Here is a 19,875-nt window from a genome sequence, read left to right on the forward strand (position 1 = left end):
TCTGATTGTTTTTCATACGATTCAGTTATGACAAAAAATGGCGCATCATTTTTTGTCCATGCGGGGGAGCCGAATGGAGCAGCATGGGAACGAGTTTGCGGTAGTCGTTGAAGACATTCGCCTGCTCACGCAGGATGAAGGTGATTCGCTGACGATACTGTGGGTTCTGGAAGGGCAAGCCGAACTGCAAACCGCCGCAGGACGCGAGACGGTGTCAAATAACGGTCTTGCGGTGATAAACCGCTATCAGCGCTGGCGGTTCAGTAGCCAGAGCGCGAACGTGACGCTTCGTGTCGTTCTCTCCGGGCGGTGGGTAATCAAGCTGTACAATGACTTTTTTGCCCATGACTACGCGGTTCCGACAGAGTCCGGTGGAAACTGGCCGCAGTGTGACGAACTTCGGCACCTGCTGCGTCAGCTTCTGGTGGTGACGCTGGTGAACGATCCACACCGCTTCAGGCTGGAGGCAAATCGCTGGCTGAGCGAGATCCTGCTGCTGCTGATTGGCCGCTTTCAGCAGCCTGCCCGCCAGAAACCCCGGGACCAGCACGCCGACGTCAGCAAGCGCATTGCCCGCGTGCTGGAGCGGATCAACGCCAGCTATACCCGGCGCATTACGCTGGCCGAAATTGCAGCGAGTGAGTTCGTCTCCGAAGCGTGGCTCTCCCGCCTCTTTCGAAAAGAGATGGGTGTCAGTTTTATGCAGTACATCACCGCCCTGCGGCTGGAAAAAGCGGCTGATGCCCTGCGCCTCACCAGCCGTCCTTTGCATCAGATTGCGCTGGAACACGGGTTTGCCAGCACGCGTATGATGACCGATCGGTTCCGGCGCTATCACAATATGTCTCCGGGCGAGTTTCGTAAGGCCAGGCGGCATCGCTCCGATGCGTCTCCGCTGCGGGCAGGCACGGGCGAGCAGCGCTTTCCTATCGCGGTGGATAGGCTGTTTAGCTTGCTTAGAGGCGCTGAGAACCGCGGCTGGGAACCCGCTCCGTTAACCCACTCTCCGCGTCAGGAGCGAATAGTTGATCTGCAGCAGCTTTATCCGCTCTCGTCCGCGCTGCGCCGCGCGAGGCTGGTCGTCACCCTGCGCGAGCTCGACGATTTACTGCGGGAGGATGTTCGCCAGCATCTGGAGGCGCTTCACGAGGCGATCCCAATTGAGGGGATTGATATCGCTGAACCTTTTCTCAGCAGCCGTCTGTTCGCCACGGGATGGGACGATCCCCATATGGCGGGTTACGCCTGCTGGTACAATCTGCAGCAGCTGTTTACCTGGGTAGCAAAAAAAGGCTGGACGATCCTGCTGCACACGGGGGTCACCACCCGATGCGATCTTCTGAAGCGCTTTTTGCAGCTGTCGGTTAACCGATTTTTACCCGATATTACCGCAGGCTGGCACGTCGTGATGCACTGGTCTCCTCAGGCAAGCGCGGAAACCCAGGAGCACGCCTGGCAGGCTCAGCGGGCGACGGTCGGGGCCTACCTTCCACAGGCAAAGTTTGGGGTGTGGCATCGCTTCTCTCCCGTGGGTACTGAACTCGGCGACGACGCGCTGTTCCATTCTGGCATTCTGGACCAGGCCGATTTCCTCGCCTGTCAGGCGGATGCCAACGAGCTGCTCGATCTGGCGCGGCTGGATCCTGCACATCTCTCCTCGTCTGAAAACTATCCCGTGCTGAAGATCCGCCAAATACTCTCCGCCCTTCGCCAGCGGCAGCGCACGCTGCCGGTATGGTTACTCTCGTGGAATACCCTTACCGGGAATACGCGGGCAACCAACGGCTGGTTTTTTCGCGGCGCGCTGCTTATGCAAAATTTACTCGGGCTTTCAGAACAGGTCTGGCTGGCGGGATTCTGGCTGAATTCCGGTTTGCAGGGGGAAGCCAGGACGAACAACACCCTCGATACATCGAGCCTTGCGCTTCAGTATAATCACGGCCTTCCGCGGCCCATCTACTGGGTGCTCTGGCTGTGGCAACGCCTGCGGGGAGAAGTGCTCGTCAACGACAAGAGCGTGCTGCTGCTCCGCCATCAGGGGGGCTATCAGCTGCTGCTGCGTAACGTGGTGGTGTTCAATCCGCTGCTCTCCAGCGAGGAGGCTTTCATCCAACGTTTTCAACAGCAATATCATCTGCAGCTACAGGGGATGCGCGGCGAGTGGCGCATCAGGCGCCATCTTTTCGATCGGCACAATGGTGCGCTCTACCCGCTGCTGGAAGGGGTACGCAGCGACAGCGGGCCTGATGAAGAGATGTGGCGCTGGATTGCGCACAAAGCGCGTCCAACGCTTTCCTTACGCGATGAACGGCTTAATGACGGCTGGCAAATGACAGAATCACTGGAAAGTAACGCGCTCGTGCTCTATGAGTTCATGCCGCTAAACGGGCGTGATGAAGAGGATCACTCCCCGCGATAGATACAGCCAGCGGTGCAGGTCTCTTTGATCATCACCGCGCTCAGCAGCGGCACCAGCGGCTTCATCTGATCCCAAATCCATTTCGCCAGCACTTCGCTGGTCGGGTTTTCAAGGCCCGGGATATCATTCAGGTAGTAATGATCCAGACGATCGTAGCTCGGCTTAAACGCCGCCTTCAGCTCGGCAAAATCCATGATCCAACCGGTATGCGGATCAACTTCACCGGTGATCTCAAGACGCACCATGAACGAATGCCCGTGCAGACGGCCGCATTTATGCCCTTCAGGGACATGCGGAAGGTGGTGGGCGGCTTCGAAGGTGAAATCTTTAAACAGTGTGGTGGACATGATCGCTCTCAGTAATGCGGAAAAAACCGCCGCATAGTACCGGAAAGCACAATTTTTAGCATTAACTAAAACGGCTCTGAAGCCATGCGTCTCGTTAACGGGCTTTTTTTGTGGGTTTTATCGATAATTTTCAGTGGGTTAATTAATCGGTTTTATCGTTAAGTATGACAACTAAAACAGGTTAGTCCATTTGGTTATTTATTATTTCCATCCCTTCTTTAATTGTTATTATCCTCGCCGTTAACCTTATCTTCAGTTTGGATTTATTCGCTTAAAGTCCGCTTGGCTACTGGAACATAACGACGCATGACAACACAGGCCCCACCTTCAAATTTGCTTCCCCTGAACCCGGAGCAACTGGCGCGCCTTCAGGCTGCCACCTCTGATTTTTCTCCCACTCAGCTTGCCTGGGTCTCCGGTTATTTCTGGGGAATGCTCAATCAGCAGCCTGGCGCTGTGGCGGGTGCACCAGTAACGGCCGTTGAAATTCCGGCCATTACGCTGATTTCCGCCTCGCAGACGGGCAATGCGCGCCGCGTGGCCGAAGCGCTGCGTGACGACCTGCTGGCCGCCAAACTGAATGTGAACCTGGTCAACGCCGGGGATTATAAATTTAAGCAAATCGCGTCAGAAAAACTGCTGGTGGTGGTCGCTTCTACGCAGGGTGAAGGTGAACCCGCTGAAGAAGCGGTGGCGCTGCATAAGTTCCTGTTCTCGAAAAAAGCGCCGAAGCTGGATGGCACGGCGTTTGCCGTATTTGGCCTTGGCGATACCTCGTATGAATTCTTCTGCCAGTCCGGTAAAGACTTCGACAGCAGGCTGGCGGAGCTGGGCGCGGAGCGCCTGCTGGACCGCGTTGACGCGGATGTCGAATACCAGACCGCCGCCGCCGAATGGCGTGCGCGCATCGTTGAGGTGTTAAAAGCGCGCGTGCCGAAAGAGACGTCGGCGCAGGCCGCCTTCACCGCGACGGGGGCCGTCAACGACATCCACACCAGCCCGTACACCAAAGAGGCGCCGCTGACGGCGAGCCTGTCGGTGAACCAGAAAATTACCGGCCGCGACTCGGAAAAAGACGTGCGCCATATCGAAATCGATCTCGGCGACTCGGGCCTGCGCTATCAGCCGGGCGACGCGCTGGGTATCTGGTACCAGAACGATCCGGCTCTGGTGAAAGAGCTGGTTGAGCTGCTGTGGCTGAAGGGTGACGAGCCCGTCACCGTTGACGGCAAAAACCAGTCGCTTTCAGAGGCGCTGCAGTGGCATTTCGAACTGACGGTGAATACCCCGAATATCGTCGAAAATTATGCCACCTTAACGCGCAGCGAATCCCTGCTGCCGCTGGTGGGCGACAAGGCGAAGCTGCAGCATTACGCCGCGACGACGCCAATTGTCGATATGGTCCGTTTCTCTCCGGCTCAGCTGGATGCCGATGCGCTGATCGGCCTGCTGCGACCGCTGACCCCGCGCCTGTACTCCATCGCCTCTTCGCAGGCCGAAGTGGAGAGTGAAGTGCATATTACCGTCGGCGTGGTGCGCTACGACATCGAAGGCCGCGCCCGCGCGGGTGGGGCATCTGGCTTCCTGGCGGATCGCGTGGAAGAAGAGGGCGAAGTGCGCGTTTTTATCGAGCACAACGACAACTTCCGCCTCCCGGCGAACCCGGAAACGCCGGTCATCATGATTGGCCCTGGCACCGGCATTGCGCCGTTCCGCGCCTTCATGCAGCAGCGCGCGGCAGATGAAGCGCCGGGTAAAAACTGGCTGTTCTTCGGCAACCCGCACTTTACCGAGGATTTCCTCTACCAGGTTGAGTGGCAGCGCTATGTTAAAGAAGGCGTACTGACCCGCATCGATCTGGCCTGGTCCCGCGACCAGAAAGAAAAAGTATACGTACAAGACAAACTGCGCGAACAGGGCGCAGAGCTGTGGCGCTGGATCAATGACGGTGCCCACATTTATGTCTGCGGCGACGCCAATCGCATGGCGAAAGACGTTGAGCAGGCACTGCTGGAAGTGATTGCCGAATTCGGCGGTATGGATGCCGAAACGGCGGATGAATTTTTAAGTGAGCTGCGCGTTGAGCGCCGTTATCAGCGAGATGTCTACTAATGAGCGAAAAACATCCAGGGCCACTGGTGGTCGAAGGTAAACTGACAGACGCCGAGCGCATGAAGCTGGAAAGCAACTATCTGCGCGGCACCATTGCTGAAGATCTGAATGACGGTCTCACCGGCGGCTTCAAAGGCGACAACTTCCTGCTGATCCGCTTCCACGGTATGTACCAGCAGGACGATCGCGACATCCGCGCCGAGCGTGCCGAACAGAAGCTGGAGCCGCGTCATGCGATGCTGCTGCGCTGCCGCCTGCCGGGCGGGGTGATCACCACCAAACAGTGGCAGGCCATCGACAAGTTTGCCGGTGAAAACACGATTTATGGCAGCATCCGCCTGACCAACCGTCAGACCTTCCAGTTCCACGGCATTCTGAAGAAGAACGTGAAGCCGGTGCATCAGATGCTGCACTCGGTCGGGCTGGACGCGCTGGCGACCGCCAACGACATGAACCGTAACGTGCTTTGCACCTCGAACCCGTATGAGTCCGAGCTGCACGCCGAAGCCTATGAGTGGGCGAAGAAGATCTCTGAGCATCTGCTGCCGCGCACCCGCGCCTATGCGGAGATTTGGCTCGATCAGGAAAAAGTCGCCACCACGGACGAAGAACCGATCCTTGGCCAGACCTATCTGCCGCGTAAGTTTAAAACCACGGTCGTGATCCCACCGCAGAACGATATCGATCTGCACGCCAACGACATGAACTTCGTGGCGATTGCCGAAAACGGCAAGCTGATTGGCTTTAACCTGCTGGTGGGCGGCGGCCTGTCCATTGAGCACGGCAATAAGAAAACCTACGCCCGTACCGCGAGCGAGTTCGGCTTCCTGCCGCTGGAGCACACGCTGGCCGTGGCGGAAGCGGTAGTAACCACCCAACGCGACTGGGGCAACCGTACCGACCGCAAAAACGCGAAAACCAAATACACCCTGGAGCGCGTGGGCGTTGAGACGTTCAAAGAGGAAGTGGAGCGTCGCGCAGGCATCAAGTTTGAGCCGATCCGCCCTTACGAATTCACCGGTCGCGGCGATCGCATTGGCTGGGTGAAGGGTATCGACAATAAATGGCACCTGACGCTGTTTATTGAAAACGGCCGTATTCTGGATTATCCGGGCCGTCCGCTCAAAACCGGTCTGCTGGAAATTGCTAAGATCCATAAAGGCGAATTCCGCATTACCGCTAACCAGAATCTCATTATTGCCGGCGTGCCGGAGAGCCAGAAGGCGAAGATCGAGAAGCTGGCGCGCGACCACGGGTTAATGGATGCGGTTAAGCCGCAGCGTGAAAACTCGATGGCCTGCGTGTCGTTCCCGACCTGCCCGCTGGCGATGGCCGAAGCGGAACGTTTCCTGCCGTCATTCACTGACAAGGTAGAAGCGATTCTGGAAAAACACGGTATTCCGGACGAGCATATTGTTATGCGCGTCACCGGCTGCCCGAACGGCTGCGGTCGCGCGATGCTGGCCGAGCTGGGTCTGGTGGGGAAAGCGCCGGGGCGCTATAACCTGCACCTGGGCGGTAACCGTATCGGCACTCGCATTCCGCGTATGTTCCGCGAGAACATTACCGAGCCGGAAATCCTTGATTCCATCGACGAGCTTGTCGGGCGCTGGGCGAAAGAGCGCGAAGCGGGTGAAGGCTTCGGCGACTTTACGGTGCGTGCGGGCATCATTCGCCCGGTGCTCGATCCCGCAAGGGATTTCTGGGAGTAACATCCCGATGGTTTTACAGGTGTTGTAGGCCGGGCAAACGCAGTGCCGCCCGGCAAAACAGGCAAACGAGGTTCTTATGTCCGTACTCGATCTAAACGCCCTTAACGATCTGCCTAAAGTCGAACGCATTCTGGCGCTGGCAGAAACCAATGCCCACCTTGAAAAGCTGGACGCCGAAGGGCGCGTGGCGTGGGCGCTGGAAAACCTGCCGGGAGACTATGTGCTCTCGTCGAGCTTTGGTATTCAGGCGGCGGTCAGCCTGCATCTGGTGAATCAGATCCGTCCGGACATTCCGGTGATTCTCACCGATACCGGCTACCTGTTCCCGGAAACCTACCAGTTTATTGACGAGCTGACGGACAAGCTCAAGCTGAACCTCAAAGTTTACCGCGCGACGGAAAGCGCGGCCTGGCAGGAGGCGCGCTACGGTAAGCTGTGGGAGCAGGGCGTTGAGGGCATTGAGAAATACAATGAGATCAACAAAGTCGAGCCGATGAACCGGGCGCTGAAAGAGCTCAATGCGCAGACGTGGTTTGCGGGCCTGCGTCGCGAGCAGTCCGGCAGTCGTGCAACCTTACCGGTGCTGGCGGTCCAGCGCGGGGTGTTTAAAGTGCTGCCGATTATCGACTGGGATAACCGGACGGTGTATCAGTATCTGCAAAAACACGGGCTGAAGTACCATCCGCTGTGGGACCAGGGCTATCTGTCGGTGGGCGACACCCACACCACGCGCAAATGGGAACCGGGAATGGCGGAAGAAGAGACGCGATTCTTTGGGCTGAAGCGCGAGTGCGGGCTGCATGAAGGGTGATCCTTTATCCTCCCTCTCCCTGTGGGAGAGGGTTTGGGTGAGGGCATCAGGCCGCGCTATGCTTAACCACCTCAGGCTTTCCCCGCCTTCGCCAGCTCCTTCACCAGCGGCAGCATGACCTTCACCACATCACGACTGCGGTGCTCAATCCGCTGCGGCAGCGCGCTGTCAATGTGCTGCTGATTATCCAGCATCACGTTGTGCCAGCTTGTCCCGTCCGGGAAGGCTTTCGATTTAGCCCGCTGCTGATAGCCATCTTTTTTGCCCAGTGCCCAGTTTGTCGCTTCCACGTACAGCACCGGAATGCCCGCCTTATCGAAGACTTCCCCGTCGTTGCAGCAGCCTGTTCCGCGTGGGAAAGCAGGATTCCCGCCCGGATTGGTCGTGGCAAAAACGCCATGGCTGCGGGCTATCGCCAGCGCCCGGTCGCGCGTCAGTTTCCGCACGGGTCCCGGCGTACTCTGCCCGCTGTTGAAATAAAGCTTGTCGCCGACGATCAGGTTATCGAGGTTGATCACCAGCAGCGTATTTTTCTTCTCCTCAGCGCTCATGCGTTTGAGGAGATTCTCAGCGCCGAGTTTGCCCTCTTCTTCACCGCTGGTAGCCACGAAACGAATGCCATACTGGGTTGGAATATCTTTCATCCGCTCGGCCAGTTCGAGCATCACGCCCAGGCCCGCCGCGTTGTCGTCCATGCCCTGCAGCGTCAGCCCGCCGAGGTTGTTATCCGTATCGGCATCGCTCATCGGGGCGTAGGTATCAAGGTGCGCCATAATAATAATCTGTTCAGCCGCGCTACCTTCATGCGCCGCGATAACCGTACTGCCGGTCACGTTATGCCAGTTTTTCGTTTTATTTCGTGAGGTATAGACGTAGCGGCTGTGAAACGACCTGATATCGCTCTGATAGCCCATCCCGGTAAACTGCTGGCGAAGATAGTCTGCGGAGAGCATCTCCGCAGGCGAGCCGGTCATGCGGCCAGGAAAGACTGTGGCAATATGCCGCGCCTGCATAGTGGCAATTTCACCATAAGGTTGGTTTTTTGCCTGGGCAGGAAGAATAAAGCAAACGCCGAGCGCCAGGGCAGCAATACGGTGGCGCGTTGCGGAAAACATAGTGAGTCCTTAAAAACAGAGCAAAATATTAACCCGCCTAGTATGAAACTGTGATCGCCCATACACAATTTGAATTGCTCTTAAATGCCCGATATTTCGCATGTTAAGCACTTTTTGGTATTAGCTTTTTCACGGCGTTATTCCATTGAGTAACTACTCATTCCAATTCGTAATTTCATTCGGTCTAAGCCGCCCCCTATAGTCCCTTTATTCCTCGTTGTTAGTGAGTTGTTGCTTGTGGACTATCTGCCCTTATTTGCCGCGATAAAAGAGAAGCCGGTGCTGGTTGTAGGCACGGGTGAAATTGCCGATCGCAAAATCGCGTTTTTGCAGCGCGCAGGGGCGCAGGTGCGGGTAGTGGCAGAAGCGGATTTTGACGAATCACAAATCGATACCGTAGTGCTGGTGATTGCGGCGACCGAAGATCGCGACCTAAACCGGCGGATTTCCGACGCCGCTCAGGCCCGTTACCGCCTGGTGAACGTGGTGGACGACCAGCCGTTATGTTCGTTTATCTTCCCGTCGATCGTTGACCGTTCGCCGCTGCTGGTGGCGATCTCCTCCGGCGGTACCGCACCGGTGCTGGCGCGCGTGCTGCGTGAAAAAATCGAGGCGCTGCTGCCGACCAGCCTCGGGCGCATGGCGGAAAAAGCCAGCTTCTGGCGCAACCACCTTAAAACGCGCCTGACCAGCGTAACGGAACGCCGTCGCTTCTGGGAACGCGTGTTTCGCGGCCGCTTTGCCAGCCTGATGCATGCCGGTAATGAGACGGCGGCGCAGAAAATCCTCGAGGACGAACTGGATAACCCCGGCAGCACGGGCGGGGAGATCATTCTGGTGGGGGCAGGGCCGGGCGATGCCGGGCTCCTGACGCTGCGCGGCCTGCAGGTGCTGCAGGACGCGGACGTGGTGTTCTACGACCATCTGGTCACCGACGGCGTGCGCGAGCTGATCCGTCGCGACGCGGAGCAAATCTGCGTCGGCAAACGGGCTGGCGAGCACTCGGTGCCGCAGCACGACACTAACCAGATGCTGGTTGACGCCGCCAAAGCGGGTAAAACCGTGGTGCGCCTGAAAGGGGGCGATCCGTTTATCTTCGGCCGCGGCGGCGAAGAGCTGCAGGCGGCAGCCGAAGCGGGCATACCGTTCCAGGTGGTGCCCGGCATCACGGCGGCCTCTGCGGTGACGGCCTACGCCGGTATTCCGCTGACCCACCGCGATTACGCCCAGAGCGTGACCTTTGTGACCGGCCACTACAAGGCCGACAGCACGCCGTTCGACTGGTCGCATCTCGCCCAGAGCCGCCAGACGCTGGCGATCTACATGGGCACGATGAAGGCCGCGGACATCAGCGAACAGCTTATTCAGCACGGTCGCGAGGCGACGACGCCCGTTGCCGTCATTTCTCGCGGCACGCGCGTCGATCAGCACGTTGCGACGGGCACGCTGGAACATCTTGCAACCCTGGCGAAAGACGCCCCGATGCCCGCCCTGATCGTGGTGGGTGAAGTGGTGCAGCTGCACAGCACGCTCGCCTGGTTCCAACACACAACCGATACAGAAGGCTTTGGTTCTTCTGTCGTAAATTTGGCTTAAGGAACGGTTATGGACCAAAAACGTCTTACACACCTGCGGCAGCTCGAAGCGGAGAGTATCCATATCATCCGCGAAGTGGCCGCCGAGTTTTCTAACCCGGTGATGATGTACTCCATCGGTAAAGATTCCAGCGTCATGCTGCATCTGGCGCGTAAAGCGTTTTATCCGGGCACGCTGCCGTTCCCGCTGCTGCACGTGGATACCGGCTGGAAGTTCCGTGAAATGTACGAGTTCCGTGACCGTACCGCGAAAGCCTACGGCTGCGAGCTGCTTGTGCATAAAAACCCGGAAGGGGTGGCGATGGGCATTAACCCGTTCGTGCACGGCAGCGCCAAGCACACCGATATCATGAAAACCGAAGGGCTGAAGCAGGCGCTGAACAAATACGGTTTTGACGCGGCCTTCGGCGGCGCGCGCCGTGACGAGGAGAAATCCCGCGCCAAAGAGCGTATCTACTCCTTCCGCGACCGCTTCCACCGCTGGGATCCGAAAAACCAGCGTCCGGAGCTGTGGCACAACTACAACGGTCAGATCAACAAAGGCGAAAGTATTCGCGTCTTCCCGCTCTCCAACTGGACCGAGCTGGATATCTGGCAGTACATCTATCTGGAAAACATCGAGATCGTTCCGCTGTACCTGGCCGCCGAGCGCCCGGTGCTGGAGCGCGACGGCATGCTGATGATGATCGATGACGATCGCATCGACCTGCAGCCGGGTGAAGTGATCAAACAACAGATGGTCCGTTTCCGTACCCTCGGCTGCTGGCCGCTGACCGGCGCGGTGGAATCCAGCGCGCAGACGCTGCCGGAGATCATCGAAGAGATGCTGGTGTCCACCACCAGCGAGCGACAGGGGCGCGTGATTGACCGCGACCAGGCAGGCTCCATGGAGCTGAAGAAACGTCAGGGTTATTTCTAAGGAGCCGCCATGAACACCACTATTGCTCAACAAATTGCCAACGAAGGCGGCGTGGAAGCGTATCTGCACGCGCAACAACACAAAAGCCTGCTGCGTTTTCTGACCTGCGGCAGCGTGGATGACGGGAAAAGTACCCTGATTGGCCGCCTGCTGCACGACACGCGCCAGATTTATGAAGATCAGCTCTCTTCCCTGCATAACGACAGTAAACGTCACGGCACCCAGGGTGAAAAACTCGACCTGGCCCTGCTGGTGGACGGCCTGCAGGCGGAGCGCGAGCAGGGCATCACCATCGACGTGGCCTACCGCTACTTCTCTACCGAGAAGCGCAAATTTATTATCGCTGACACCCCGGGGCACGAGCAGTACACACGCAACATGGCGACCGGCGCGTCCACCTGCGACCTGGCGATCCTGCTGATGGACGCGCGTAAAGGCGTGCTGGATCAGACCCGTCGTCACAGCTTTATCTCGACGCTGCTGGGGATCAAACACCTGGTGGTGGCGGTCAACAAGATGGATCTGGTCAACTTCAGCGAAGAGAAGTTCGAGGAGATCCGCCAGAGCTACCTGACCTTTGCCGAACAGCTGCCGGGCAACCTGGATATTCGCTTTGTGCCGCTCTCGGCGCTGGAAGGGGATAACGTCGCCTCCCAGAGCGCGAACATGCCGTGGTACAGCGGTCCGACGCTGCTGGAAGTGCTGGAAACCGTTGAAATTCAGCGCGTGGTCGATACCCAGCCGATGCGCTTCCCGGTGCAGTACGTGAACCGTCCAAACCTCGATTTCCGCGGTTTCTCAGGCACCCTGGCGTCAGGCTCCGTGAAGGTAGGTCAGCGCGTCAAGGTGCTGCCATCCGGCGTGGAATCGACTATCGCCCGCATCGTCACCTTCGACGGTGACCTGCAGGAAGCGGGCGCCGGTGAAGCCGTAACGCTGGTGCTGAAAGACGAAATTGATATCAGCCGGGGCGACCTGCTGGTCGACGCGCAGGAAACGCTGGCGGCAGTGCAGGGGGCTTCCGTGGACGTGGTCTGGATGGCCGAACAGCCGCTGACCGCTGGCCAGAGCTATGACATCAAAATTGCCGGCAAGAAAACCCGCGCCCGCGTGGACGGTATTCAGTTCCAGGTGGATATCAACAACCTGACCCAGCGTGACGTCACCGAGCTGCCGCTGAACGGCATTGGTCTGGTCGATCTGACCTTCGACGAACCGCTGGTGCTGGATCCGTATCAGCAGAACCCGGTCACGGGAGGGCTGATCTTTATCGACAGGCTGACCAACGTTACCGTCGGGGCCGGTATGGTTCGCGAACCGATTAAACAGGCTGCCGCGACGTCTGAATTCAGCGCCTTCGAGCTGGAACTGAACGCGCTGGTGCGTAAACACTTCCCGCACTGGGGCGCACGCGATCTGCTGGGAGGCAAGTAATGGCCGCCCATGATGAGAACGTCGTCTGGCATCCTCATCCGGTCACCGTCGCCCAGCGCGAACAGCTCCACGGTCACCGTGGGGTTGTGCTGTGGTTTACCGGGCTGTCCGGCTCGGGTAAATCGACGGTGGCAGGCGCGCTGGAAGAGGCGTTGCATCAGCAGGGCGTAAGCACGTACCTGCTGGATGGCGATAACGTGCGTCACGGTCTGTGCAGCGATTTAAGGTTTAGCGACGATGACCGCAAAGAAAACATCCGCCGGGTGGGCGAAGTCGCCAGCCTGATGGCTGACGCCGGGCTGGTGGTGCTGACCGCGTTTATCTCCCCGCACCGCGCCGAGCGCCAGATGGTGCGCGAACGCGTGGGCCAGGATCGCTTTATCGAGGTGTTTGTCGATACGCCGCTGGAGATTTGCGAAGCGCGCGACCCGAAAGGGCTGTACAAGAAAGCGCGTGCCGGAGAGCTGCGCAACTTCACCGGAATTGACGCGGTATACGAAGCGCCTGAATCGCCTGAAATTCACCTGGAAGGTCAACAATTGGTAACAAATTTAGTAAGCCAATTATTAGACCTGCTCAGGCGGGACGATATTATCAGATCCTGAGGCGGTATCGTTCGGGAGCTGTCTTCCCGAACGATGAGTCACGGTCACAGGATTAGCTATGCGCAACAGTGAACATTACATCACCACCACCGGGTCGGAGCCGCTAGCGACCGACGACGAAACGACCTGGTCATTTCCTGGGGCCATCATTGGCTTCGTCTCATGGCTGCTGGCGCTTGGCATTCCGTTTCTTATCTACGGCGGCAACACGCTGTTCTTCTTTCTCTACACCTGGCCTTTCTTTCTGGCGTTGATGCCCGTGGCGGTTGTTGTCGGCATTGCGCTGCACTCTCTGCTCAACGGCAAGCTCCTCTACAGCACCGTGGTCACGATTGTGACGGTGGTTGTGATGTTTGGTCTGTTATTTTTGTGGCTCATGGGCTAACTTCAGCCATAATTCAAACCGTAACCAACTGTGTAACGATATTGTGCAGGACGATTCTGCGGAAAAAATGTGGTACATTTGCCCGCGATGTTGCGGCATCTCTGTTACCCCGGCGTAGTGCTCTGGGGAAGTCTTGGGATGATGATGCCGTTTTTCAGGGGGCAGGATGGGTAAACTAACGCTGCTGTTGCTGGCTTTGCTAATCTGGCTGCAATATTCGCTGTGGTTCGGTAAGAACGGACTTCACGACTATAGCCGGGTGAGCGATGACGTCGCGGCTCAGCAGGCAACAAACGCCAAACTTAAGGCGCGAAACGATCAACTCTTTGCTGAAATTGATGACCTCAATGGCGGGCAGGAGGCGATTGAGGAACGCGCACGCAATGAACTCAGTATGACTAAGCCGGGCGAAACCTTTTATCGTCTGGTTCCGGATGCGTCTAAACGCAATCAGGGCTCAGCACAAAACAATCGATAATCAGGCCCAGGATTACGACATGGCAGTAACTTTTTCGGACGTATGCGCCGTGGTGCCGGCCGCAGGTTTTGGCCGGCGCATGCAGACAGAATGTCCCAAGCAGTACCTCTCTATTGGCGATAAAACGATCCTCGAGCACGCCGTGGCGGCGCTGCTGGCGCACCCGCGGGTGACGCGTGTGATTATCGCTATCAGCCCTGGCGATGCGCGCTTCGCGCAGCTGCCGCTGGCAAATCACCCGCAGATTACCGTCGTTGACGGTGGCGCCGAGCGCGCCGATTCCGTTCTGGCGGGCATTCAGGCCGCCGGAAACGCGCCGTGGGTGCTGGTGCATGACGCGGCGCGTCCTTGCCTGCATCAGGACGATCTTGCGCGCCTGCTGGCGCTGAGCGAAACAAGCAAGGTCGGTGGGATTCTGGCCGCACCGGTGCGCGACACCATGAAGCGCGCCGAGCCGGGAAAACAGGCTATCGCCCACACCGTCGATCGCGTCGATTTATGGCACGCGCTGACGCCACAATTTTTCCCCCGCGAATTACTCCACGACTGCCTAACGCGAGCGCTTAAAGAAGGCGCGACCATCACGGACGAAGCCTCCGCGCTGGAATATTGCGGTTTCCACCCTGAGCTTGTTGAAGGACGCGCTGATAATATAAAAGTGACGCGTCCGGAAGATTTACAGCTCGCGGAATTTTATCTTACCCGTTCGACCCATCAGGAGAAGGCATAATGCGAATTGGACACGGTTTTGATGTACACGCCTTTGGCGGAGAAGGCCCAATTATCATTGGCGGCGTGCGCATTCCCTATGATAAAGGACTGCTGGCGCATTCTGATGGCGACGTGGCACTGCATGCGCTGACCGACGCGCTGTTGGGCGCTGCCGCGCTGGGTGATATCGGCAAGCTGTTCCCGGACACCGACCCGGCATTTAAAGGGGCGGACAGCCGCGAGCTGCTGCGCGAAGCGTGGCGCCGCATCCAGGCGAAAGGCTACACCCTCGGCAACGTCGACGTGACGATTATTGCCCAGGCCCCGAAAATGCTGCCGCACATTCCGCAGATGCGCGTGTTTATTGCAGAAGATCTGGGCTGCCATATGGACGACGTGAACGTCAAAGCGACGACGACCGAGAAGCTGGGCTTTACCGGGCGTGGCGAAGGGATTGCCTGTGAGGCCGTGGCGCTGCTGGTGAAGGCGAGCAAATGACGGACTTCGACAACCTGACATACCTGCACGGTAAACCGCAGGGGAACGGGGTGCTGAAAGCCAGCCCGGAAGATTTCCTCGTGGTGGAGGATCTGGGCTTTGAGCCGGATGGCGAAGGCGAACATATCCTGGTGCGTATTCTGAAAAATGGTTGCAATACCCGCTTCGTGGCCGACGCGCTGGCAAAATTCCTCAAAATTCATGCCCGCGAAGTAAGCTTTGCCGGGCAGAAAGATAAACACGCCGTCACGGAACAGTGGCTGTGTGCGCGCGTTCCCGGCAATACGATGCCTGATTTAAGCAAATTTGAGCTTGAAGGCTGTAAGGTACTGGAATTCGCCCGGCACAAGCGCAAACTGCGTCTGGGGGCGTTGAAGGGGAACGACTTTACGCTGGTGCTGCGTGAAGTGTCGCACCGCGAAGATGTTGAAAAACGACTGAACGCTATCAGTGAACGCGGCGTACCGAACTACTTTGGCGCGCAGCGCTTTGGCATTGGCGGCAGCAACCTGCAGGGCGCGCTGCGCTGGGCGCAAAGCGATGCACCGGTGCGCGACAGGAATAAACGCAGTTTTTGGTTGTCGGCGGCCCGCAGCGCGTTGTTTAATCAGATTGTGAGCGAAAGGCTGAAAAAACCGGACGCGAATCAAGTTGTTGTTGGCGATGCGCTACAATTAGCGGGACGCGGAAGCTGGTTTGTGGCAACGGCCGAAGAAATGGCCGATGTGCAGTCGCGCGTGGACGCAAAAGCGCTGATGATTACCGCCGCGCTGCCGGGTACGGGCGACTGGGGAACACAGGGCGACGCGCTGGCCGCCGAGCAGTCAGCCGTAGCGGATGCGCCAGAATTACAATCCTTGCTGGTGCGGGAAAAAGTTGAAGCGGCACGCCGCGCGATGCTGCTCTATCCGCAGCAGTTAAGCTGGAACTGGTGGGATGACGTAACCGTCGAGTTACGCTTCTGGCTACCGGCAGGTAGCTTTGCCACCAGTGTTGTCAGGGAACTAATCAACACCTCGGGTGATTATGCGAATATTGCTGAGTAACGATGACGGGATCCACGCGCCAGGCATTCAGACCCTGGCGAAACATCTCCGTGAATTTGCGGATGTGCAGGTCGTGGCGCCCGATCGTAACCGCAGTGGAGCGTCTAACTCTCTGACGCTGGAGTCGTCGCTTCGCACCTTTACCTTTGAAAATGGCGATATTGCCGTGCAGATGGGCACGCCAACCGACTGTGTTTTTCTGGGCGTGAACGCGCTGATGCGGCCGCGTCCGGATATCGTTGTTTCCGGCATTAACGCCGGTCCTAACCTCGGCGATGACGTGATTTACTCCGGCACCGTGGCGGCCGCAATGGAAGGGCGCCATCTGGGATTCCCGGCGCTGGCGGTCTCGTTGAACGGCCATACGCACTACGATACCGCCGCCGCGGTGACCTGTTCGATCCTGCGGGCGCTCGGCCGCGAGCCGTTGCGTACCGGGCGCATCCTCAACATCAACGTGCCGGATCTTCCCCTCGACGAAATTAAAGGCATTCGCGTCACCCGTTGCGGGAGTCGACACCCTGCCGATCAGGTCATCCCGCAGCAGGATCCTCGCGGCAACACGCTTTACTGGATTGGCCCTCCCGGCGATAAGTGCGATGCGGGTCCGGATACCGACTTTGCCGCCGTTGATGAAGGCTATGTTTCGGTTACCCCGCTGCACGTAGATTTAACCGCGTATAGCGCGCATGATGTGGTGTCGGGCTGGCTGGATCGCGCAGGAGTGAACGCGCAATGGTAAACAAACGTGTACAAACTCTTCTGGAACAACTCCGCGCGCAGGGGATCCGCGACGAGCACGTGCTTGAAGCGCTTGCTCAGGTTCCGCGTGAGAAATTTGTAGACGAGGCGTTTGAACACAAAGCGTGGGAAAACGTGGCGCTGCCCATCGGACAGGGCCAGACGATTTCACAGCCTTACATGGTGGCGCGCATGACGGAGCTGCTGGAGCTGACGCCCGAATCACGCGTGCTGGAGATTGGCACCGGGTCGGGGTATCAAACCGCGATCCTGGCGCATCTGGTTCATCATGTATGCTCCGTTGAGCGGATTAAAGGTTTACAGTGGCAGGCGCGTCGTCGCCTGAAACAACTTGATTTACACAATGTTTCGACACGACACGGTGATGGATGGCAGGGTTGGAAGGCGCGCGCGCCGTTTGACGCGATCATCGTGACGGCGGCCCCGCCTGAAATTCCTGCGGCCCTGTTGTCGCAGCTGGATGAGGGGGGAATTCTTGTTCTGCCCGTCGGGGACGAGCAGCAGCTTTTGAAGCGCGTTCGTCGGCGCGGCGGCGAGTTTATTATCGACACCGTGGAAGCCGTGCGCTTTGTGCCTCTGGTAAAGGGGGAGTTGGCCTGAGACTCGGAATTATCCAGGGTTATTAAGGCAAATTCAGCGTATGGTGTGGCGCGAAAGATTCGTGTCATCACGGTAAATTTTAAGTCACTGGTAGTTAACACATTCCTGGGGGATAAATGAGCGCGGGAAGCCCTAAATTCACCATCAGCCGTGTTGCGGCATTATCACTGGTTTCGCTCTGGCTGGCAGGCTGTACAAGTTCTAACAACGCGCCTGCGCCCGTCAGTTCTGTCGGCGGAAACAGCGGCTCGGGTAACACGTCCAGCGGAATGTTGATCACTCCTCCGCCTAAAACGGGCACCTCTACGGCGCAACAAAATCCGCCAATCCAGCCGGTTCAGCGTCCAATGACGCAGCCGACGCAGATTCAGCCAGTGGAACAGCCTGTTCAGACCCAGAATGGCCGCATAGTCTATAACCGTCAGTATGGGAACATTCCGAAAGGCAGCTATACCGGTGGCAGCACTTATACAGTGAAACGCGGCGATACGCTGTTCTACATTGCGTGGATCACCGGGAACGATTTCCGTGACCTCGCGCAGCGCAATAACGTCCAGGCCCCGTATGGTCTGGAAGTGGGGCAAACGCTCCAGGTTGGCAACGCGACGGGCACGCCACTTACGCCTGGCAACACCGTTTCAGCGGCCGATGTGACGGCTCAAAATAACAGCGTTAAGCCTGCACAAAAATCCACCACGGTGGTTGCTTCACAACCTGTAATTACGTATTCTGAGGATTCAGGTGATCAGACTGCTAACAAAATGTTGCCGAATAATAAAGGGACTGCGACTGTTGTCACAGCACCGGTGACGGCACCTGTGGTTAGCTCTACTGAACCGACTGCCAGCAGTATGACCTCCAGTTCGCCAATCTCTGCATGGCGCTGGCCAACTGACGGCAAGGTTATCGAGAACTTCTCTTCCTCCGAGGGGGGAAATAAAGGGATCGATATCGCAGGGAGTAAGGGACAGGCTATCATCGCGACCGCTGACGGGCGCGTTGTGTATGCCGGTAACGCTCTGCGCGGTTACGGTAATCTTATTATCATCAAACATAACGATGATTACCTGAGTGCCTACGCCCATAACGACACAATGCTGGTCCGGGAACAACAAGAAGTTAAGGCGGGGCAAAAAATCGCTACCATGGGTAGCACCGGAACCAGTTCTACACGCTTGCATTTTGAAATTCGTTACAAGGGGAAATCCGTAAACCCGCTGCAGTATTTGCCGCAGCGATAATTTGACGGGGCATGCCAGCCAGGGTGTCTCGTTCAGGGATCACGGGTAGGAGCCACCTTATGAGTCAGAATACGCTGAAAGTTCATGATTTAAATGAAGACGCGGAATTTGATGAGAACGGAGTAGAGGCTTTTGACGAAAAAGCCTTAGTAGAAGAGGAACCCAGTGATAACGATTTGGCTGAAGAAGAGCTGTTATCGCAGGGTGCCACACAGCGTGTACTGGACGCGACTCAGCTTTACCTTGGGGAGATTGGTTACTCCCCACTGCTAACGGCCGAAGAAGAAGTCTATTTCGCACGTCGTGCTTTGCGTGGTGATGTAGCCTCGCGTCGTCGCATGATTGAAAGTAACCTGCGACTGGTCGTGAAAATTGCCCGCCGTTACGGCAATCGTGGTCTGGCTCTGCTGGATCTGATTGAAGAGGGCAACTTAGGTCTCATCCGCGCAGTTGAGAAGTTTGACCCTGAACGCGGGTTCCGTTTCTCAACCTACGCGACCTGGTGGATTCGTCAGACCATCGAACGGGCTATTATGAACCAGACCCGTACGATCCGCCTGCCGATTCACATCGTCAAAGAGTTGAACGTTTATCTGCGTACCGCACGCGAGTTGTCCCATAAACTGGACCACGAGCCAAGCGCAGAAGAGATTGCCGAGCAACTCGATAAACCGGTTGATGACGTTAGCCGTATGCTGCGTCTCAACGAGCGCATTACCTCCGTTGACACCCCGCTGGGTGGCGACTCCGAAAAAGCGCTGCTGGACATCCTGGCCGATGAAAAAGACAACGGTCCGGAAGACACCACGCAGGACGATGACATGAAGCAGAGCATCGTCAAATGGCTGTTCGAACTGAACGCCAAACAGCGTGAAGTGCTGGCACGTCGTTTCGGTTTACTGGGGTATGAAGCTGCGACACTGGAAGATGTCGGCCGTGAAATTGGCCTGACCCGTGAACGTGTTCGTCAGATTCAGGTTGAAGGTCTGCGCCGCCTGCGTGAAATCCTGCAGGGGCAAGGTCTGAATATCGAAGCGCTGTTCCGCGAATAAGCAACCTTTCGTCAAAAAATGGCCCGTCGTGAG

19 protein-coding genes are annotated in these 19,875 nt (G+C 57.6%); 17 read left to right on the top strand and 2 right to left on the bottom strand.

The window, feature by feature from the left end; genetic code table 11:
- The first annotated feature begins 73 nt into the window (after positions 1-73).
- Complete coding sequence (locus ADJ24_RS15260; protein WP_023309003.1) at positions 74-2,419, top strand: helix-turn-helix transcriptional regulator; 2,346 nt, start codon at positions 74-76, stop codon at positions 2,417-2,419.
- On the opposite strand, the gene queD is transcribed toward ADJ24_RS15260, so the two are convergent.
- Complete coding sequence (gene queD / locus ADJ24_RS15265; RefSeq protein ID WP_192831035.1) at positions 2,404-2,769, bottom strand: 6-carboxytetrahydropterin synthase QueD; 366 nt, start codon at positions 2,767-2,769, stop codon at positions 2,404-2,406. The two genes, ADJ24_RS15260 and queD, sit on opposite strands and share 16 nt — an antisense overlap.
- Positions 2,770-3,072: 303 nt before the next feature.
- Between queD and cysJ the strand changes: the two genes are divergently transcribed.
- The 3 genes from cysJ (at position 3,073) to cysH (ending at position 7,401) form a co-directional block, all read left to right on the top strand.
- On the top strand, positions 3,073-4,878 hold the full coding sequence (gene cysJ, locus ADJ24_RS15270) for an NADPH-dependent assimilatory sulfite reductase flavoprotein subunit (protein ID WP_023309001.1): 1,806 nt from the start codon (positions 3,073-3,075) through the stop codon (positions 4,876-4,878).
- The gene (cysI, locus tag ADJ24_RS15275) at positions 4,878-6,590 is read left to right on the top strand and encodes an assimilatory sulfite reductase (NADPH) hemoprotein subunit (RefSeq protein ID WP_023309000.1); all 1,713 of its coding nucleotides are present in this window, start codon (positions 4,878-4,880) and stop codon (positions 6,588-6,590) included. The genes cysJ and cysI overlap by 1 nt, the downstream gene beginning before the upstream one ends.
- 76 nt (positions 6,591-6,666) lie before the next feature.
- A complete protein-coding gene (gene cysH / locus ADJ24_RS15280; protein WP_023308999.1) occupies positions 6,667-7,401 on the top strand; it encodes a phosphoadenosine phosphosulfate reductase in 735 nt (244 codons plus the stop codon).
- A 71-nt stretch (positions 7,402-7,472) separates the two neighbouring features.
- Here cysH and ADJ24_RS15285 read toward each other — a convergent pair whose 3' ends face one another.
- Positions 7,473-8,516 (bottom strand): aminopeptidase, encoded by a 1,044-nt coding sequence (locus ADJ24_RS15285; RefSeq protein ID WP_023308998.1) that lies wholly within the window; start codon positions 8,514-8,516, stop codon positions 7,473-7,475.
- A 237-nt stretch (positions 8,517-8,753) separates the two neighbouring features.
- Here ADJ24_RS15285 and cysG point away from each other — a divergent pair, with 237 nt between their 5' ends.
- From cysG to rpoS, 13 genes are all read left to right on the top strand, one after another.
- A complete protein-coding gene (gene cysG, locus ADJ24_RS15290) occupies positions 8,754-10,112 on the top strand; it encodes a siroheme synthase CysG (protein ID WP_023308997.1) in 1,359 nt (452 codons plus the stop codon).
- A gap of 9 nt (positions 10,113-10,121) precedes the next feature.
- Positions 10,122-11,030 carry a sulfate adenylyltransferase subunit CysD gene (cysD, locus tag ADJ24_RS15295; protein ID WP_010434549.1) on the top strand — a complete coding sequence of 303 codons (909 nt, stop codon included), beginning with the start codon at positions 10,122-10,124 and terminating at the stop codon, positions 11,028-11,030.
- Positions 11,031-11,039: 9 nt separating this feature from the next.
- The gene (gene cysN, locus ADJ24_RS15300; protein WP_023308996.1) at positions 11,040-12,464 is read left to right on the top strand and encodes a sulfate adenylyltransferase subunit CysN; all 1,425 of its coding nucleotides are present in this window, start codon (positions 11,040-11,042) and stop codon (positions 12,462-12,464) included.
- Complete coding sequence (gene cysC, locus ADJ24_RS15305) at positions 12,464-13,069, top strand: adenylyl-sulfate kinase (RefSeq protein WP_023308995.1); 606 nt, start codon at positions 12,464-12,466, stop codon at positions 13,067-13,069. Before cysN ends, cysC begins: the two co-directional genes overlap by 1 nt.
- 58 nt (positions 13,070-13,127) lie before the next feature.
- Positions 13,128-13,454 (top strand): DUF3561 family protein, encoded by a 327-nt coding sequence (locus ADJ24_RS15310; RefSeq protein ID WP_023308994.1) that lies wholly within the window; start codon positions 13,128-13,130, stop codon positions 13,452-13,454.
- A 166-nt stretch (positions 13,455-13,620) separates the two neighbouring features.
- A complete protein-coding gene (gene ftsB / locus ADJ24_RS15315) occupies positions 13,621-13,932 on the top strand; it encodes a cell division protein FtsB (RefSeq protein WP_008499609.1) in 312 nt (103 codons plus the stop codon).
- 19 nt (positions 13,933-13,951) lie between these two features.
- Positions 13,952-14,662, top strand: a complete 711-nt coding sequence (gene ispD / locus ADJ24_RS15320; RefSeq protein ID WP_023308993.1) for a 2-C-methyl-D-erythritol 4-phosphate cytidylyltransferase — start codon at positions 13,952-13,954, stop codon at positions 14,660-14,662.
- Positions 14,662-15,141 carry a 2-C-methyl-D-erythritol 2,4-cyclodiphosphate synthase gene (gene ispF / locus ADJ24_RS15325; protein ID WP_023308992.1) on the top strand — a complete coding sequence of 160 codons (480 nt, stop codon included), beginning with the start codon at positions 14,662-14,664 and terminating at the stop codon, positions 15,139-15,141. The genes ispD and ispF overlap by 1 nt, the downstream gene beginning before the upstream one ends.
- A complete protein-coding gene (truD, locus tag ADJ24_RS15330; RefSeq protein WP_023308991.1) occupies positions 15,138-16,187 on the top strand; it encodes a tRNA pseudouridine(13) synthase TruD in 1,050 nt (349 codons plus the stop codon). The genes ispF and truD overlap by 4 nt, the downstream gene beginning before the upstream one ends.
- Positions 16,168-16,929 carry a 5'/3'-nucleotidase SurE gene (gene surE / locus ADJ24_RS15335; protein ID WP_023308990.1) on the top strand — a complete coding sequence of 254 codons (762 nt, stop codon included), beginning with the start codon at positions 16,168-16,170 and terminating at the stop codon, positions 16,927-16,929. The genes truD and surE overlap by 20 nt, the downstream gene beginning before the upstream one ends.
- Complete coding sequence (locus tag ADJ24_RS15340; protein ID WP_023308989.1) at positions 16,923-17,549, top strand: protein-L-isoaspartate(D-aspartate) O-methyltransferase; 627 nt, start codon at positions 16,923-16,925, stop codon at positions 17,547-17,549. The genes surE and ADJ24_RS15340 overlap by 7 nt, the downstream gene beginning before the upstream one ends.
- A 116-nt stretch (positions 17,550-17,665) precedes the next feature.
- Complete coding sequence (nlpD, locus tag ADJ24_RS15345) at positions 17,666-18,790, top strand: murein hydrolase activator NlpD (protein ID WP_023308988.1); 1,125 nt, start codon at positions 17,666-17,668, stop codon at positions 18,788-18,790.
- A 59-nt stretch (positions 18,791-18,849) separates the two neighbouring features.
- Complete coding sequence (rpoS, locus tag ADJ24_RS15350; protein WP_008499600.1) at positions 18,850-19,842, top strand: RNA polymerase sigma factor RpoS; 993 nt, start codon at positions 18,850-18,852, stop codon at positions 19,840-19,842.
- Positions 19,843-19,875 lie beyond the last annotated feature (33 nt).

This window comes from Enterobacter sp. 940_PEND (assembly GCF_001059415.1).
In the GTDB taxonomy this organism is placed as follows: Bacteria; Pseudomonadota; Gammaproteobacteria; order Enterobacterales; family Enterobacteriaceae; genus Enterobacter; species Enterobacter cloacae_M.

Excerpts from the sequence above, each read along its gene's own strand:
- ADJ24_RS15260 (WP_023309003.1), top strand. The coding sequence starts at position 74 with ATGGAGCAGCATGGGAACGAGTTTGCGGTAGTCGTTGAAGACATTCGC.
- cysJ (WP_023309001.1), top strand. The coding sequence starts at position 3,073 with ATGACAACACAGGCCCCACCTTCAAATTTGCTTCCCCTGAACCCGGAG.
- cysI (WP_023309000.1), top strand. The coding sequence starts at position 4,878 with ATGAGCGAAAAACATCCAGGGCCACTGGTGGTCGAAGGTAAACTGACA.
- cysH (WP_023308999.1), top strand. The coding sequence starts at position 6,667 with ATGTCCGTACTCGATCTAAACGCCCTTAACGATCTGCCTAAAGTCGAA.
- ADJ24_RS15285 (WP_023308998.1), bottom strand. The coding sequence starts at position 8,516 with ATGTTTTCCGCAACGCGCCACCGTATTGCTGCCCTGGCGCTCGGCGTT.
- cysD (WP_010434549.1), top strand. The coding sequence starts at position 10,122 with ATGGACCAAAAACGTCTTACACACCTGCGGCAGCTCGAAGCGGAGAGT.
- cysN (WP_023308996.1), top strand. The coding sequence starts at position 11,040 with ATGAACACCACTATTGCTCAACAAATTGCCAACGAAGGCGGCGTGGAA.
- cysC (WP_023308995.1), top strand. The coding sequence starts at position 12,464 with ATGGCCGCCCATGATGAGAACGTCGTCTGGCATCCTCATCCGGTCACC.
- ADJ24_RS15310 (WP_023308994.1), top strand. The coding sequence starts at position 13,128 with ATGCGCAACAGTGAACATTACATCACCACCACCGGGTCGGAGCCGCTA.
- ftsB (WP_008499609.1), top strand. The coding sequence starts at position 13,621 with ATGGGTAAACTAACGCTGCTGTTGCTGGCTTTGCTAATCTGGCTGCAA.
- ispD (WP_023308993.1), top strand. The coding sequence starts at position 13,952 with ATGGCAGTAACTTTTTCGGACGTATGCGCCGTGGTGCCGGCCGCAGGT.
- ispF (WP_023308992.1), top strand. The coding sequence starts at position 14,662 with ATGCGAATTGGACACGGTTTTGATGTACACGCCTTTGGCGGAGAAGGC.
- truD (WP_023308991.1), top strand. The coding sequence starts at position 15,138 with ATGACGGACTTCGACAACCTGACATACCTGCACGGTAAACCGCAGGGG.
- surE (WP_023308990.1), top strand. The coding sequence starts at position 16,168 with ATGCGAATATTGCTGAGTAACGATGACGGGATCCACGCGCCAGGCATT.
- ADJ24_RS15340 (WP_023308989.1), top strand. The coding sequence starts at position 16,923 with ATGGTAAACAAACGTGTACAAACTCTTCTGGAACAACTCCGCGCGCAG.
- nlpD (WP_023308988.1), top strand. The coding sequence starts at position 17,666 with ATGAGCGCGGGAAGCCCTAAATTCACCATCAGCCGTGTTGCGGCATTA.
- rpoS (WP_008499600.1), top strand. The coding sequence starts at position 18,850 with ATGAGTCAGAATACGCTGAAAGTTCATGATTTAAATGAAGACGCGGAA.